This is a genomic window from Oligella ureolytica DSM 18253, from assembly GCF_000373745.1.
GTDB classification, from domain to species: Bacteria; Pseudomonadota; Gammaproteobacteria; order Burkholderiales; family Burkholderiaceae_B; genus Oligella; species Oligella ureolytica.
On sequence record NZ_KB892300.1, the window covers coordinates 18,616 to 34,559 of the forward strand.

The 15,944-nt window shown below is 44.7% G+C and carries 11 protein-coding genes and 1 pseudogene; 7 read left to right on the forward strand and 5 right to left on the reverse strand.

From position 1 onward, the window contains the following. Window positions 1–4 precede the first annotated feature (4 nt). The gene (locus B092_RS0106540) at window positions 5–2,167 is read left to right on the forward strand and encodes a heavy metal translocating P-type ATPase (RefSeq protein WP_018574452.1); all 2,163 of its coding nucleotides are present in this window, start codon (window positions 5–7) and stop codon (window positions 2,165–2,167) included. An 80-nt stretch (window positions 2,168–2,247) separates the two neighbouring features. Then, window positions 2,248–3,174 (forward strand): DMT family transporter, encoded by a 927-nt coding sequence (locus B092_RS0106545; RefSeq protein WP_018574453.1) that lies wholly within the window; start codon window positions 2,248–2,250, stop codon window positions 3,172–3,174. Window positions 3,175–3,236: 62 nt separating this feature from the next. Here B092_RS0106545 and B092_RS0106550 read toward each other — a convergent pair whose 3' ends face one another. The 3 genes from B092_RS0106550 to B092_RS0106560 all read right to left on the reverse strand — a co-directional run bounded on the left by B092_RS0106550 (window position 3,237) and on the right by B092_RS0106560 (window position 6,626). Then, a complete protein-coding gene (locus B092_RS0106550) occupies window positions 3,237–3,686 on the reverse strand; it encodes a universal stress protein (protein ID WP_018574454.1) in 450 nt (149 codons plus the stop codon). A 105-nt stretch (window positions 3,687–3,791) separates the two neighbouring features. After that, window positions 3,792–5,264, reverse strand: a complete 1,473-nt coding sequence (locus B092_RS0106555) for a catalase (protein WP_018574455.1) — start codon at window positions 5,262–5,264, stop codon at window positions 3,792–3,794. 177 nt (window positions 5,265–5,441) lie between these two features. After that, window positions 5,442–6,626 carry an acetylornithine transaminase gene (locus tag B092_RS0106560; protein WP_018574456.1) on the reverse strand — a complete coding sequence of 395 codons (1,185 nt, stop codon included), beginning with the start codon at window positions 6,624–6,626 and terminating at the stop codon, window positions 5,442–5,444. Between the two features lie 246 nt (window positions 6,627–6,872). On the opposite strand from B092_RS0106560, the gene B092_RS0106565 reads away from it, so the two are divergent. Continuing rightward, window positions 6,873–7,337 (forward strand): Smg family protein, encoded by a 465-nt coding sequence (locus B092_RS0106565; protein WP_018574457.1) that lies wholly within the window; start codon window positions 6,873–6,875, stop codon window positions 7,335–7,337. 40 nt (window positions 7,338–7,377) lie between these two features. On the opposite strand, the gene B092_RS0106570 is transcribed toward B092_RS0106565, so the two are convergent. Continuing rightward, window positions 7,378–10,062: a GDYXXLXY domain-containing protein gene (locus B092_RS0106570; RefSeq protein ID WP_018574458.1), complete on the reverse strand. Its 2,685-nt coding sequence runs from the start codon at window positions 10,060–10,062 to the stop codon at window positions 7,378–7,380. 355 nt (window positions 10,063–10,417) lie between these two features. On the opposite strand from B092_RS0106570, the gene B092_RS0106575 reads away from it, so the two are divergent. The 4 genes and pseudogenes from B092_RS0106575 (at window position 10,418) to B092_RS0106590 (ending at window position 15,756) form a co-directional block, all read left to right on the forward strand. Continuing rightward, the gene (locus tag B092_RS0106575) at window positions 10,418–13,051 is read left to right on the forward strand and encodes a DNA topoisomerase III (protein WP_018574459.1); all 2,634 of its coding nucleotides are present in this window, start codon (window positions 10,418–10,420) and stop codon (window positions 13,049–13,051) included. Window positions 13,052–13,061: 10 nt separating this feature from the next. Further along, the gene (gene hemN, locus B092_RS0106580) at window positions 13,062–14,423 is read left to right on the forward strand and encodes an oxygen-independent coproporphyrinogen III oxidase (protein ID WP_018574460.1); all 1,362 of its coding nucleotides are present in this window, start codon (window positions 13,062–13,064) and stop codon (window positions 14,421–14,423) included. Window positions 14,424–14,438: 15 nt separating this feature from the next. After that, window positions 14,439–15,263 (forward strand): annotated as a pseudogene (locus tag B092_RS13850) (class I SAM-dependent methyltransferase). A gap of 133 nt (window positions 15,264–15,396) precedes the next feature. After that, on the forward strand, window positions 15,397–15,756 hold the full coding sequence (locus tag B092_RS0106590) for a RidA family protein (RefSeq protein WP_018574463.1): 360 nt from the start codon (window positions 15,397–15,399) through the stop codon (window positions 15,754–15,756). Between the two features lie 24 nt (window positions 15,757–15,780). On the opposite strand, the gene B092_RS15060 is transcribed toward B092_RS0106590, so the two are convergent. Beyond that, on the reverse strand, window positions 15,781–15,944 hold a 164-nt coding region (locus B092_RS15060), incomplete at its 5' end, for a transposase (RefSeq protein ID WP_018574464.1).

The following is a 15,944-nucleotide window of genomic DNA, read 5'->3' on the forward strand; positions in this document are numbered from 1 at the left end:
TACTATGCCTTATCAAGAAAAGTCATCTCAACATCAGCGCAAAGAACAAGCCCATCAAAGCAACGATAAAGTTCACACTACTATCCGCATCCTGCAAATGGATTGCCCTACTGAAGAAGCAATGATTCGCGGTCTTTTTAAAGATAACCCGGCTGTTATCGAGCTTAACTTTAATTTAATACAGCGCATCTTAACGGTCACTCATCGCCCGGAGGCGTTAGAATCTATTCTCAACGGCATCCAAGGCCTAGGCTTTACACCTGAAATACAACAAGACGATAGCTCTGTGAGCCAAGCCCCCCTTGAACGACACCCTTGGTGGCCGATCATTATTGCTGCACTCATCGCATTTGCTTCTGAAATCAGTCATTACAACAACCTCTCCATCTGGCTTACTGCCGGTTTGGCTCTCATCGCGATTGCGATTGGCGGCACCCATACGTATAAAAAAGGCTGGATTGCTATACGTCATGGCAACTTAAATATTAACGCCCTGATGAGCATTGCCGTAACCGGTGCAGCGCTCATCGGACAGTGGCCTGAAGCTGCCATGGTCATGGTACTATTTAGCCTAGCAGAGGTGATCGAGAGTCGTTCTCTTGAGCGCGCACGCCGAGCAATTAGCGGCCTGATGGAGCTAGCACCCGAACACGCAACCGTTTTACAAAAAGACGGCAACTGGCAAACGCTACCTGCTCGCGAAGTGACACTCGATCAAATCGTACGTATCACACCGGGCCAGCAAATCCCCCTCGATGGTGTGATCGTCAAAGGCTTTTCAGATATTAATCAAGCCCCGATCACCGGCGAGAGCCTACCGCTTAACAAAACCATTGGTGACACTGTCTATGCAGGCACCATCAATCTCAACGGCGCCTTTGAGTATCGCGTGACCGCTACTTCAGCGAACACGACATTAGCACGCATTATTCATCGTGTTGAAAAAGCACAAAATGCCAAAGCACCTACTCAGCGTTTTATTGATCGCTTTGCCAGAATTTATACACCACTGGTCTTACTACTCGCTTTACTGATTGCCCTTGTGCCACCCCTACTTTTTGGTGGTGAATGGCTCTCGTGGATTTATAAATCCTTGGTTTTACTGGTGATCGCATGTCCTTGCGCGCTGGTTATCTCAACCCCTGTTTCTATTGTCAGCGGTCTAGCCAATGCGGCACGCCAGGGTATTTTGATTAAAGGCGGTATACATTTGGAAAATAGCCGTTTATTACGCTATTTATGCCTTGATAAAACCGGCACCTTAACCCACGGCAAGCCCGAACTAAACGAACTCATTATTTTTGACGAGCAACAAAAACAGTCTATTAAACAAATCGCGGCTACCGTCGCTGCTCACTCTGAACACCCTATTTCCAAAGCCATCGAACACGCCTTAAGCACAACGCCTGATTCAAAGACGCTGGAAATTCTTGAATTTGAAGCCCTACCCGGCAAAGGCAGTAAGGCCTTAATCAACGACAAACTCTTTTATTTGGGCAGTCATCGACTCATTCACGAACTGGCCGTCTGCACGCCCGAACTGGAAGAGCGACTCGCCACCTACGAAGCGCAGGGCAAAAACACTACCTTACTGTGTGATACTGAAAAAGTACTGGCAATTTTTGTGATGGGTGATATGCCTAAAGAAGGCAGTCGCAAGGCGATCAACGAGCTCCACGAGATGGGTATTCGCACCCTGATGTTAAGCGGTGATAATCAATTAGCAGCAAATTTTATTGCCACACAAGTCGGCATTGATGATGCTCGCGGCGAACTGCTTCCCGAGGACAAGCTACAGGTTATTGATGAGCTTAGCCAAAAAGGAATGGTTGGTATGGTCGGTGACGGCATTAATGATGCTCCATCTCTCGCCCGTGCCGATATAGGCTTTGCCATGGCAGTCATCGGCTCTGACGCGGCACTTGAAACAGCCGATATTGCCTTGATGGACGATGATCTTCGTAAAATTCCTGCCGTGATTCGACTTTCTAAGGGCACGCACCGAATTTTACTGCAAAATATTAGTTTTGCCCTCATCACCAAAGCGCTTTTCCTAGTTATCACCTTACTTGGTTATGGCACGATGTGGATGGCGGTATTTGCTGATATAGGCGCAAGTCTTATCGTCGTACTTAATGCTTTGCGTCTATTACGTCTTCGTGGCTAATATACTGTAAACAGTCTAAGGCTTTGTTAATCATGTACTTCATTTAACCAAGCCTTTATTTCTCACATTGACACCACTTTATGACTAAGCCAATACCCGTAGAAATAAAAAAATCATACCGCCAACAGGGTTTTATCTATGCCACGTTGGGCGCTATCCTCTTTTCTTCTAAATCCATTGTCATTAAGTTTATCTATGAATATGGCGTTGATGCGACAACCACCCTTGGCTTTAGACTGTTAATGGCCATGCCATTATTTGCTGCTGTTGCCTTGTTCCAACAACATAAAGTACGTCGTGGCGAGCTTAAACCCTTATCAGTAAAAAACAGCCTGAAGCTCATTGTCCTTGGGTTTTTGGGTTATTACCTGGCCAGTTTCCTCGACTTTGCCAGTTTAAAATATATCAGCGTCAGCTTAGAGCGGCTGATTTTGCTGCTGACACCTACCTTCGTCTTGATGTTTTCCGTACTGTTCTTTAAGAAAAAGGTCTCAGCACGACAGCTGCTGTCACTACTGATCTCATACGCCGGTGTATTAATCGTCTTCGTCCAAGACTTCTCTCTGGGTGGTAGCGACATTGTCTTAGGGAGCATATTGGTACTCGGCTCAGCCGTCAGCTACTCCTGCTATGTGATGGGTGCCGGCGAACTCATTCGTGAGGTTGGCTCAACTCGCTTTGTCGCCTATGCTATGTTGGTCTCAACCTTTTTTATATTGGTACAGCTATTTCTAACACACGGCGTAGCATGGATTGTACAACCACTGCCTGTTTATAACTGGTCATTGGTACATGCCGTATTTAATACATTTATCCCCACCTTCATGTTGATGTGGTCAGTCGAGCGTATCGGGGCACCTTTGAGTACGCAGTTAGGTTTAATTGGGCCTATTTCTTTATTATTTTTAGCGTGGCTATTTTTAGATGACCCCATCACCCTTTGGGATTGGGTCGGTACCTTAATTGTCTTGGCAAGCCTGTATATACTTGGACGTTCAAAGGGCTAAATAAGAAAAAGCAGAGTCAGTATCAAACCGTCTCTGCTTTTAAAAACAACACACTCTAAAAACTAGTCTTTGTGAGGGATAATTGTTACAGGGCAAATAGCCGCCTGAATGACACCGTAGCTTACGCCACCCAACACGGAGCGAATAGGGCCTAAACCACGAGAACCCATAACAATCATCTCAATGGGCTCATCTGTCTTTTGACTCTCAAGCACTCTATCCACAATGCACTGCTTAGGATCGCCAACGAGCAGCTCTAAGGTATACGGAATGCTTTGAGCGTCAACAATCTTCTTGGCCTCTGCCACTGACTCCTCAAATAGTAACTCCTGATACTCGCGTATATCGCTCTGAGAAAACAAACGCTTCGAGTGTACCGTCTGGAAACTTGGCTGAGCATTAACCATCACGATTTCCGATTTATCGCTACCGGCGATTATTTTAATAGCCCAACGAAGTGCCTCAAGAGAGTTTTTTGAGCCATCTATTGCCACCAAAACTTTAGTTAACATCTTCTCACCTCACTGATAAAATAGTTGTAGTTTATTGCACCGTTATAATTACATACTACCTGAATTATAACGGTGCAACGATAGCTTAGAGGTTCTTATCGTTTATTATTTAGCGCTAGCTGACTTATTGTAAGCGGCTTCAATACGCTCACCAATCGTCTGATCAACATTTTTCCAGTACTGGAACACACGCTCAAGCACGGGACTACGGACACCTTGGATAGCACCGGTGATTGTTTCTACGAAGCGATCACGCTGCTCATCATCCATCACGTCACGGATTAATGTACCTGCTTGACCAAAGTCATCATCTTCAGGATATAAAGAATAGGTTTGACGGACTAATGCGCCATCAGATTCCCAACCATCTTCGATAGGGCCATTATGGTCGGCAAAGGCACGACCGGCGGTTCCACTCACGTAAGTTGGCTGATTACCGCTATGGTGATAGTTCATATTGCCATCAAATACATAGGTATTGGTCGGCACTTTTGGCTGATTCACCGGCAATTGATGGAAGTTCGTACCAATACGGCGACGTTGTGCATCAGGATAAGCAAACACGCGACCTAATAACATTCTGTCAGGAGATAAACCAATACCCGGTACTAAGTTAGATGGTGAGAACGCTGCCTGCTCAATTTCAGCAAAGAAATTCTCGGGATTACGATTAAGCGTCATACGACCAACCGGTATTAATGGGTAATCTTTCTGTGACCACGTTTTGGTTAGGTCAAATGGGTTGAAACGATACGTTCTAGCCTCTTCGTACGGCATCACTTGTACGAATAAATCCCATGATGGATGATCGCCACGCTCAATAGCCTCAAATAAGTCTCGACGGTGGAAATCAGCATCAACACCACTCATCTCAGTTGCTTCAGCGTTGGTATAGTTTTCTTCGCCCTGACAGGTACGGAAGTGATACTTAACCCAGAAGCGCTCGCCTTGTCCATTGACCCACATGTAAGTATGTGAACCAAAACCATGCATGTTACGCCAAGATTTAGGTAGACCGCGACGACCCATTAAGTAGGTCACTTGGTGTGCAGTCTCAGGATGACTGGTCCAGAAATCCCACTGCATGTGGCTATCACGCAGACCGGAATCGGGTAAACGCTTTTGACTACGAATAAAGTGCGGGAATTTCATCGGGTCACGCACGAAAAAAATAGGTGTGTTGTTACCTACTAAGTCGTAGTTACCTTCGGACGTATAGAACTTTAAAGAGAAACCGCGAACATCACGCCACGTATCCGGACTACCTTGCTCACCGGCAACGGTAGAAAAACGGGCCAGCATCTCTGTTTTCGCACCCTCTTGGAACAGGGCTGCCTTTGTATATGCGCTAACATCATGCGTCGTTTCAAAGACACCAAAGGCACCGGAACCCTTAGCGTGAGGCTGACGTTCAACCGTTTTTTCACGGTTAAACATCGCTAATGTATCAACCAGATGGTGATCATGTAAAACGATAGGACCGTCTGCACCCACGGTTAGCGAGTTGCGATCACTACTGGCAGGTGCACCGTTAATCGTTGTGGAATGGCCTAAATTTTTATCAGAATTGTAAGACATAGATTGCTCCTTAAGAATTTTTTAACGTTAAAAAAGATAGGCCATAAATCACTGCATGACCTACCCTTACATAGTATGATCCCTATACGAATTAGGGCCAATTTTATTTACTTGTTAGCCTGATTGATAAAATCTATAACAATCGTCACATCAATACATCTAAACTATAAGTATTGTCTACGCTCGTAACTGAGCAATTAGCTCGTCAAGCCACAGTAGACTTAGGGCCAGCTCTTCTTGGCTAATATTAAGTGCCGGCATAAAGCGCAATATATTATTACGCGGTGCGTTAAGTAATAAACCTTCAGGCGATCTATTTCGGGCCGCCTCTACGATGGCAGGTGCATCATCTTTGTCTAAGATCAAAGCGCGCAGCAAACCCTCACCGCGCTCTCCCTTAAAGCCCCACTTCTCTGATAGTTGGATGAGACCATCTGATAGCTGCTTCGCTCGCTCATTGACTGAGTCCATAAAGCCGTCGGCCGCCAAGGTATCAAACACAGCAATACCAACGGCCGTCATCAACGGATTACCATTGTAAGTGCCCCCTTGATCACCATGCTCAAAGACAGAGACTGACTCTTTAGCCAATAAGGCGGCTAAAGGCACGCCACCGCCAATACCTTTGGCCAAGGTCATAATATCCGGCTCAATGCCCGACAACTGATAAGCAAACATGCTCCCACAGCGCCCCATCCCCGTTTGCACCTCATCAACGATAAGTAAAATGCCCTTTTCAGTGGTCAACTCACGCAACTGCTGCATAAACTCTTTTGTTGCAGCAATCACCCCGCCTTCGCCCTGCACCGGCTCTAACATAACCGCTACTGTCTGATCATCAATTAACGCTTTGACTGAATCAATGTTGTTGTACTCCGCCTTGGGAAAACCATCCACCTGTGGTGCAAACATTTGATCCCATCCGGCTTTACCTGACAGAGACATAGTAGCTAATGTGCGTCCGTGGAAAGCATGACCAAAGCTAATTATCTTATATGCGCCATTACGGTTTTTTTGACCCCACTTACGGGCTAATTTAATCGCCCCCTCATTGGCCTCTGCCCCGCTATTGGCAAAGAACACACGCTCAAAGCACGATGCATCACAAAGACGCTTGGCTAAATCAATCATCGGTTGATTATAAAAAGCCGGCGACGGATTAATTAGTAACTGACTCTGTTTAGCTAAGGCATCAATAATAGGCTGTGGGTTGTGACCAAGACAGTTAACCGCCCAGCCCTGCAACATGTCTAAATAGCGTTTACCCTGCTGATCTTCTACCCAAGAGCCCTCACCCTTTACGAAAATCAACTCTGGACGAGAGGTAATGTCCATTAAATAGTTAGTGTCCGATAAACTCATAACTGACCTTTGAATCCTTGATCTAATCTTAGTTAAACAAATTGCATGTGATAGCTTATTATGCCTTTATTGAAAAGGGCTTTTGTGGTTTTTAGACCTTTTATGTAATAGAAAAACCCCAAGTACTTGCCATTTACCTTACTCAAAGTGAGACTTTTAACTATATCAAGTACCTTTCAGGTTAGAATTATCGGTTGCACCAACGTATCGTGCTTAATTTTGATTGATTAAACAGGGATAGCTCTCATGTATGACGTTTTAGTTTATGTATACGAAAACTACTTCACACCTGCCAATTGTCCTAAGCCGGAAGACTTGGCAGTGCGCTTAATCGCTGCGGGTTTTGAGCACGATGATATCCATGATGCAATGAGTTGGTTACATCGCTTATCAGTAAATACAGAAAGACAAAAAGTAGAACAACTTACTATTACTACAGATGCCACTCGCGTCTATAATTCCTACGAGCAATATAAGCTGGGTATTAACGGCATCAGCTTCCTATACTATATGGAGACAAGCGGCGCACTCAGCCCGACAATGCGTGAGGCGATTATTAACTGTGCCTTAGAAGCTCCTCAGGACACGCTCATTTTATCTGAGTTTAAGATCTTAGCGCTAATGGTTATGTGGAGCCAAGGGCAAGAGATCAATGATCTCCTGCTTGATGAGTTGATGCAGCATAGCGGTACTGATGAGGTAGTTCACTAAATTCCCGACGTCACTCACACTGCCGGCAAATAAACCGCTACTACTCCTTAGTAGCGGTCTCAATTTTATTCCTATCTATATCTAGCAACGCCCTAAGCATTACCCGTCCCTCACCAACTGCTAGCTCAACAAATCGTGCCTGTTCATAAGCACTGGCCGCTCCCTCGTTAAAAAAGAAGTCGGTGCTAAAACTTGGGCTAACAACATATCTGGTACTTTCCGACTTTAAAACAAAAGGTAAATACACCGTGCCTTCTCGAGTGCGGAAATCAGTTACTTCATGAGGCTCATAAAACGCCACAGGCTGTTCCGCCACCCCGTCAATCATTTTTACCTCTGCTAAGAAACGTACACCATCGCTAAGTGACAGGCTTTTTTCTAAACGATCGGACATGTTGGCTGATGTATTTTCATGAATAATTGATCGCTCCAATTCACGTTGAATCGTACCGGTCAACTCATAATTAATCACCATATAATCACCCTGCATCAAAGAGCGCGGGTCGACCGGCTGCAATCGAAGTAACACAGACTGACCACTACGTAGAATGCGCTCATAACCGGACGTCTGCCACTGTGAAACAGTCAGAGGCAGCAGCACCGACAGTGCTAAAAGTCCATAAAAACCCAAGCGACTGACTGGAGCAATACGCAGTTTAAAAGCATCAGTCTCGGCCACTTCTGACCTTGTTGACAACTGAGCTTCCGCTGCCTGTACTAACTTCTCATCATCCACTAACAGTCTTTTTGCAAAAACCAAATAAAGTACTAAAAATAGACCACCTGAAAAAAGCAATAAATAAGCCTTTTGCTCGAGTGATACATGCAAACTAAAATAAAACATGCTCAGACTAAAGAGTCCAAGAACGACTGCTGAATAATACAATGAGCGGCTCTTATGCTGATACGCTAACACCATCAGACTGAATGTGATGATTATTTCAATACGCCCAAACCACAACCAAGCAGATAAAAGACCAATCAAGAAAGCGACAACCCTAGCCAATCTACCCTGATGTTTAGTGATTTGGCATAACACCCATAAAGGCACTAAAGAAAGAATGACCGTTAACACCAAATAAAAAATTCTGCTAGCTACCAGCATGCCCGACAAGTCCGATAACTCAGACAATTGCTTAAACGGCGTGAGAAACGCTAATAAAACACCTTTAAATGACGACTCAGTGTAGATAGCACCATACACTCGGTAATGGTGAGTCGCCACCACATAAAATGCCCATAGAATAAATGCTGAAAACAAGGGATGACTAAGCGGCTTAGCGTCTTTAAAGGACCACAGCAATAAGGCAATAAATATGAGCGGCAGCAATACCGCCTTACTCGTCAACCAAGGTACATAAGAAAATGCCGGGAGTAAACTCAAGAAGACAAAAAAGCCTAAGCTGACAACAAATCGAACCCATGACTCAGTACGCACACGATAAATCAGTGCACTGACTATTAAACCGACAAATACTGCGATATAGGCAAGCCAAGGCGTTGACTCTGCCTGTCCGCCAAACGATTCAAAATAATAATTAGAGAAATACCTTTCTATACAAATAAAAACGGCAAAGACATAACACACCACAGAACCATAGGCGAAGACCCCGCCTTTACGAAGATAAAAGCTAGCTAACGCCAAGAGTAATAAAGCAATGGATAGCTCACTCGTAAAATGCATTAGCTGATTTTCGTAATTCTGATGAACCGTCATATAAAAGGCGAGGTAGAAAAATGCCGCGACTATCAGACTGCTCACTATCAAAAACACGGCAATTGGCGTAGGCTGATGTCGCAACCTTGTGATTCCTTGTTTATTAGCCTCTAAAGTCTTAGTTAATTTACTAAGAGAGCGCCATAAAAACAGAATAACAAAAGCGGCGGCGCCCCAAACCAAGCCAATCATAAACAAGATGAAAGCGAAGCGGCTACTATGTTGATACGCACCCACAGTCATTTCTATCAAACAAGCACTTAACGCGGCTGCTATCACGGCAACAATGGACACCTTAATTCGTAACGCGCCGCCATTTAATGCGACATACATCACCAGTAGTGCAGCAACAATTAATAAATGCAAGGAAATAGCGTCGCTAAAATCACCTATTCTCGCAGTTGCAAATATGGTGATGGCGCAGATGAGTACTGTCGTACTAAGCGCTGCCCACAAAGCATCATACTTAGCCCACTTATGCTCCAAACCCACAAAAAGTAACGCATTGAAAGCAGCCAAGACATAGACCGCTGTCGGACGAGAAATTAACAGCTGACTATCCTGCAAGAATAGAAGAGCGGCTGTATTAGCCACCACAACCGCTAACACCGCAACAAACACATTGGGCGAAAAGACAAACCAAGGTAATATTAAGACAAGCCACACCGCAAAGAGCAACCAAGTATCCGCTCCGGTCTGATATACCTGCCCAACCAAGGCAATTAATGCACCCGATACGACGGCTCCCAAAAAAGCTAAGCCCTGATACCACCAATCATGACTCGCGCGCGCTGAGCCCACCCTCTGTTCGGCACGTAATCGTAATGTAAACAGACTAATACCTATCAGTAACAAAACACCTTGTACCAATAAAACTTTATAATTAGGTGAGATACTCTGCCAATTAACAGCTACCCAAGTTACTACACCGCTGGAAAGCAGTGCTAGGAATAACACCGCGCTTAATAATGCTAAAAACTGCTTAACTGCCATACTTTGAAAGCCCATCAGAGTGCGCTCCTTTTCTTTTATTGAGTTTTATTATTGTAGGCACTTAGGCTGTCTATTGAAACTGGCGTATGGACAAATTAGTCCTAGCTACCAAGCTATTGGGAACCTCTAAGCAGATCAAACTGTGCCATTCTGTGCGTTATAAAAAATTGTTGATAAAAAACTGTTAATGCCCTCTTTAAAAGCACCTAATTAACGACTGTTATACTGAGTCAATATTGCCTTCAGACAAATTCTTTTCATTTGCTTAGCCGGCAAAGCACTTGCCAAAGCATGAATTACATGTAAAACTGCACTGAATTGCGAATTTACAATGCCAGTCTTTTACCTTTGGTCTTTTTAAACTAGTTCTATGTCAAAAACTCTTATTATTGCGGAAAAACCTTCTGTTGCATTAGATATTTCCCGCGCTCTGGGCGGATTTTCACGCCATGGCGACTATTTTGAAAGTGATGACTACGTCCTCTCTTCAAGCGTCGGTCATTTGTTGACCTTAATTAATCCCGACGATGTCGTCCGTGGCAAGTGGTCCTTCAATAACTTACCGGCGATCCCGGAAAAGAGCTTTGAACTTAAGCCAATTGATAAAAGAAGCGAAGCCCGTCTTAATATGCTGCTTAAATTAATCAAGCGCAAAGATGTTGAGCAAATTATTAACGCATGTGATGCGGGACGTGAGGGTGAGCTTATCTTCCGCTACATTATGCAATACGCTAAAAGCAAAAAGCCTATCAAGCGCCTATGGCTGCAATCGATGACTAAGCAAGCCATCATTGACGCCTTTGACAATATCCGAGACGATGAAAGTATGAAAGGGCTAGAAGCAGCTGCTCGCTCCAGAGCTGAGGCTGACTGGCTTATCGGCATTAATGGCACCCGTGCGATGACCGCCTTTAACAGTAAAGATGGCGGTTTTTTCAAAACCCCGATTGGTCGTGTACAAACGCCAACCCTCGGGATTGTCTGCGAGCGTGAAGAAGCTATTCGCCAGTTTATTAGTCGCGACTATTGGGAAGTTCACGCCGACTTTATTGCCTCTGAAGGTGCATACAGCGGTCGTTGGTTTGACCCTGAGTTTAAAAAAGACCCCGCCGACGCTGAAAAAAGAGACTCGCGCTTATGGTCAGAGCTGGCAGCACAAACTGTCGTTAATGCCTGTAAGGGTAAGCAAGGTATTGTGACTGAGGAGTCCAAGCCCTCAAAGCAAATCTCTCCGGCTTTATTTGACTTAACCTCTTTACAACGAGAGGCTAACTCCAAGTTCGGTTATACCGCTAAGACCACCTTATCTTTGGCACAAGCACTCTACGAGCGTCATAAGGTGCTGACCTATCCTCGTACTGACTCACGCTTCCTACCCGAAGACTATGTGCAAAACGCAAAGGACACATTAGCACTAATTAGTGAAAGTAGCTCCAACGCTAACCGCGGCCATCAAGTTCACGCAGCAAAAATCATCAAAGAGCAATGGGTCAAAACCAATAAGCGTATTTTTAATAATGCCAAGGTCAGCGATCACTTCGCCATTATCCCTACCTTACAAATGCCTAAGGAATTAAGCGAAGCCGAATCTAAGATTTATGATTTAGTTGTTAAGCGCTTCATGGCCGTCTTTTTCCCTGCGGCTGAGTATCGTGTCACCACTCGTATTACCAAGGTCAAGGCACATCACTTTAAAACAGAGGGTAAGGTGCTAGTCCATCCGGGTTGGTTAGAAATCTATGGTCGCGAAGCACAAGGCCAAGAAGCCAATCTAGTCCCTGTGACTGAGGGTGAAAAAGTCAACACCGAAGAGGTACGCCTTGATGCGCTAGCGACCAAGCCGCCTGCTCGCTACACTGAGGCCACTTTATTAAGTGCGATGGAAGGTGCCGGTCGCTTAGTTGATGATGGAGAATTACGTGAAGCCATGTCAGAACGCGGCCTAGGTACGCCAGCGACACGCGCAACCATTATCGAGGGACTATTAAACGAAACCTATCTGCGCCGTGAAGGCCGTGAACTCGTACCGACCGCCAAAGCTCGTCAGTTAATGACGTTATTATCAGGCCTCAATGTACGTGAATTAACTTCCCCTGAACTAACCGGTGAATGGGAGTATAAACTTAAACAAATTGAAGCGAATCAGCTCGATCCCCAATCATTCATGCGGGATATTGCCCTCAGCACGCAAACCATAGTCAGTCGTGCCAAAGAATACGAGCATGACACCATTCCCGGCGACTATGTCACCTTAAAAACTCCTTGTCCTGTCTGTGGCAAGGTGGTCAAAGAAAATTATCGTCGCTATGCGTGTACCAGTTGTGATTTCTCAATTACTAAGCACCCGGGCGGTCGTACCTTTGAGCAGGAAGAAGTTGAAACCCTACTGGCTGAACATGAATTAGGACCTCTAAACGGTTTTATCAGTAAAATGGGAAGACCATTCAGCGCCATCATTCGTTTAACCGGCGATGAAAAAAAGCTTGAATTTGATTTTGGCCAAGGTCGTGATGAGGAAGAAGAAAATCTGGATTTCTCTACACTCGTTGCTGTCGGAGATTGTCCAAAGTGCTCATCTAAGGTTTACGATACAGGCATGAGTTATGTCTGCCAGAATGCCACGGGTAAGGAAAAGAGCTGTGACTTCCGTTCCGGTAAAGTCATTTTGCAGCAAGAAATTTCCCATGAGCAAATGACTAAGTTGCTCACTGACAAAAAGACAGACTTATTAGAAAACTTCGTTTCTAATCGCAATAATCGTAAGTTTAAAGCGTTTTTAGTACTTAACGAACAGGGTAAAGTCGGCTTCGAGTTTGAGCAAAAGACACCAGCTAAAAAAACCACAGCCAAAAAGACAACCGCTAAGAAAACCACAGCAAAGAAGGCAACGGCTAAGAAAACTGCGACAAAGAAAACGCCTGCTAAAAAAGCAGCCACCAAAAAAACTGCTGCTAAAAAGGCGACAGCAAAAAAAACAGCCGCTAAAAAAGCAGCGACTAACTAAAACTATTGACATGAAAGAACTAATTCATAAATACAACATCCCGGGCCCCCGCTATACAAGCTACCCCACCGTCCCTTACTGGGACGATGCCAGCTTCACGCCTGAAGCTTATTTAGAAACCTTAAAGCGAAGCTTTAAAGAATCTAACACCAAGCAAGGTATTAGTATTTATATCCACCTACCTTTCTGTGAACAGCTTTGTACTTTCTGTGCCTGTCATAAGCGCATCACTAAAAAGCACTCTGTTGAGGCTCCCTATATTGATGCGCTGATCAAAGAGTGGAATCTTTACCTGGAGGTTTTAGAGGAAAAGCCTGTCATCAGTGAAATTCACTTAGGTGGCGGGACACCGACTTTCTTTGCCATAGAGCAATTAGAACGTCTCTTAACCCACCTCTTTGATAGCTCCATCATTGCTGAAAATCACACCTTCAGCTTTGAGGGACACCCAAACAACACGAAGCTAGAGCACCTGCAAGGGCTCTATGATCTCGGTTTCCGTCGTTGTAGCTTCGGCGTACAAGACTATGATGAGCGTGTCCAAATCGCCATTAATCGCGTGCAACCCTATCAAAATGTTTTAAACGTCACTGAAGCTGCTCGCAAGATCGGCTACACCAGTGTCAGCCACGATTTAGTTTTCGGTCTCCCCTTCCAAACTTGGAAAGGCATGGATCGCACCATACGTCGAACTTTAGAACTTAAGCCTGACCGTCTGGCCTTTTACTCCTACGCGCACGTACCTTGGATCAAAGGCGTTGGCCAACGCGGTTTTGACGAGAATGACCTGCCTTCAGGTGAAGAAAAACGCGAGCTCTATGAAAATGGTAAGGCACTCTTAGAAGAACTTGGCTACATTGAAGTAGGCATGGATCACTTCTCTCTACCGACTGATAGCCTCTATCAAGCGATGGTTGATAAAACCATTCACCGTAACTTCATGGGCTATACCTCCTCTTCTACCCAAGTCATGATTGGCTTAGGCATGTCATCAATTAGCGATACATGGTATGGCTTTGCTCAAAATGAAAAGGTTTTAGAGGATTACTATGCTCGCCTTGAGAAAAATGAAATTCCTCTTGCTCGCGGCCATATTCTCAATCAAGAAGACCTTGTAATTCGACGTCACATCCTCAACTTGATGTGTTTATTAGAAACTTCTTGGGTTCAGCCTGAAGAGCAATTTCCTGAGTTAGCCAATACACTTGAGCGCCTCAAAGAAATGGAAAGCGACGGCCTCTTAGAGTTTATAGATAATGGTCTGAAAATCACCGAAAAAGGACGAATTTTTGCCCGTAATATCTGTATGACCTTTGACCTCAGAATGCTGAGAGATAAGCCTGAAACTCGTATTTTCTCAATGACTGTTTAAGTAAGTAGCTGCACCATGAGTTTGATCCCGGAAATTAAACCTCAACAGTCTGTTGAGCTACTTAAAGCACTGCATATTTTAACGCGCGACGGCAAAATCAACCAAGATAGCCGTCGCAAATTAAAGCAGGTCTATCACCTCTACAACTTCATTGAACCGCTAATGCTCAAAGTATTAGAGGAGCAAAAGCAATTGACGCTTGTGGATCATGGTGCGGGCAAATCGTATCTGGGCTTTATCCTGTATGATCTGCTGTTAAAGGAATATTCTCAAGCCCATGTCTACGGTATTGAATTTCGAGAGCAGCTAGTTAAAAGCTCCGAAGAATTAGCAGCGAAACTCGGCTTTACTGATGGTATGAGCTTTAAAGCGATGAGCGTTGAAGAGGCAATGCGCTCTACCGATATTCCCGTCAAAGTTGATATCACCACGGCTTTACACGCCTGTGATACAGCGACTGACGATGCGATACGCTTTGCACTTGAGCGCTAGTCTAAATACATTGTCCTAGTGCCTTGCTGCCAAGCGGAAGTAGCTGCGCACTTACGTCAAAACAAAAATGCTGCCATTAGAGAAAAAAGTCTTTCTGAAATTTGGCGCCATCCAATTCACACCCGTGAATTCGGTAGCCACATCACCAATGTCTTGCGCTGTCTGCAATTGGAAGCTCGTGGCTATCAAGTCACCGTCACTGAATTAGTGGGCTGGGAGCACTCGATGAAAAATGAGCTCATCATTGCACGCAAAGTGGCGAAGTTCAAAAAAAGCGCTCGCGAACGCCAATTGGAAATTATGCAAGAACTCGGTTTAGAGGGGATGACGGCTCGTTTTGCTTATTAATGTTGGTGATGTACGTTCTCACTATTCGCTTGACGCATAAGCCATAAAAAATTTCATCGCACTAGCATAAAAATAACCTTGCTCTGTTAAAATGACTTTTTACTTTAATAGTTAATTAAAAGGACGCACTCATATGTCAACTATTGAACGCAAGCAAACTGGCCCATTGATGTCTAAAATCGTTATCCACAATGGCACCGTTTATTTATCCGGTATCGTTCCTTCTCCCGAAGCTGAGGGTAAAGACATTACCACGCAAACCAACAGCGTTTTAGAGCAAATTGATGCGCTACTTCAAGAAGCCGGCACTGACAAGAGTCGTTTGCTGACTGCTGCTATCTGGTTAAGCGATATTGAAAATGACTTCTCTACCATGAACGGTATCTGGGAAACGTGGTTAGACCCTAACGGTATCCCTACTCGCGCGACTGTAGAGGCTAAATTAGCCCGCCCAACAGTTAATGTTGAGATTCAGGTGACCGCGGCATTATAAGCGATGCCCCAAGCTTTTTAGGAACTAGCCGCCACAGCTTCCAGCAAAATAACTTGGCGACCATAAAGCCCCTTTCCACAGTTTCTTTTTAATGTTGGGGTAGTTCTTTTTTCGGATAAGAAGACTGGATATACCCTTTAGGCTATTAACCAGTTTTGATATGGCAACTTTGGGCGGGTAGTTCACTA

Bases quoted from the DNA above. Each gene is read 5' to 3' on its own strand.
- B092_RS0106545 (WP_018574453.1), top strand. From the start codon at position 2,248: ATGACTAAGCCAATACCCGTAGAAATAAAAAAATCATACCGCCAACAG.
- B092_RS0106555 (WP_018574455.1), bottom strand. From the start codon at position 5,264: ATGTCTTACAATTCTGATAAAAATTTAGGCCATTCCACAACGATTAAC.
- B092_RS0106540 (WP_018574452.1), top strand. From the start codon at position 5: ATGCCTTATCAAGAAAAGTCATCTCAACATCAGCGCAAAGAACAAGCC.
- hemN (WP_018574460.1), top strand. From the start codon at position 13,062: ATGAAAGAACTAATTCATAAATACAACATCCCGGGCCCCCGCTATACA.
- B092_RS0106590 (WP_018574463.1), top strand. From the start codon at position 15,397: ATGTCAACTATTGAACGCAAGCAAACTGGCCCATTGATGTCTAAAATC.
- B092_RS0106560 (WP_018574456.1), bottom strand. From the start codon at position 6,626: ATGAGTTTATCGGACACTAACTATTTAATGGACATTACCTCTCGTCCA.
- B092_RS0106550 (WP_018574454.1), bottom strand. From the start codon at position 3,686: ATGTTAACTAAAGTTTTGGTGGCAATAGATGGCTCAAAAAACTCTCTT.
- B092_RS0106575 (WP_018574459.1), top strand. From the start codon at position 10,418: ATGTCAAAAACTCTTATTATTGCGGAAAAACCTTCTGTTGCATTAGAT.
- B092_RS0106565 (WP_018574457.1), top strand. From the start codon at position 6,873: ATGTATGACGTTTTAGTTTATGTATACGAAAACTACTTCACACCTGCC.
- B092_RS0106570 (WP_018574458.1), bottom strand. From the start codon at position 10,062: ATGGGCTTTCAAAGTATGGCAGTTAAGCAGTTTTTAGCATTATTAAGC.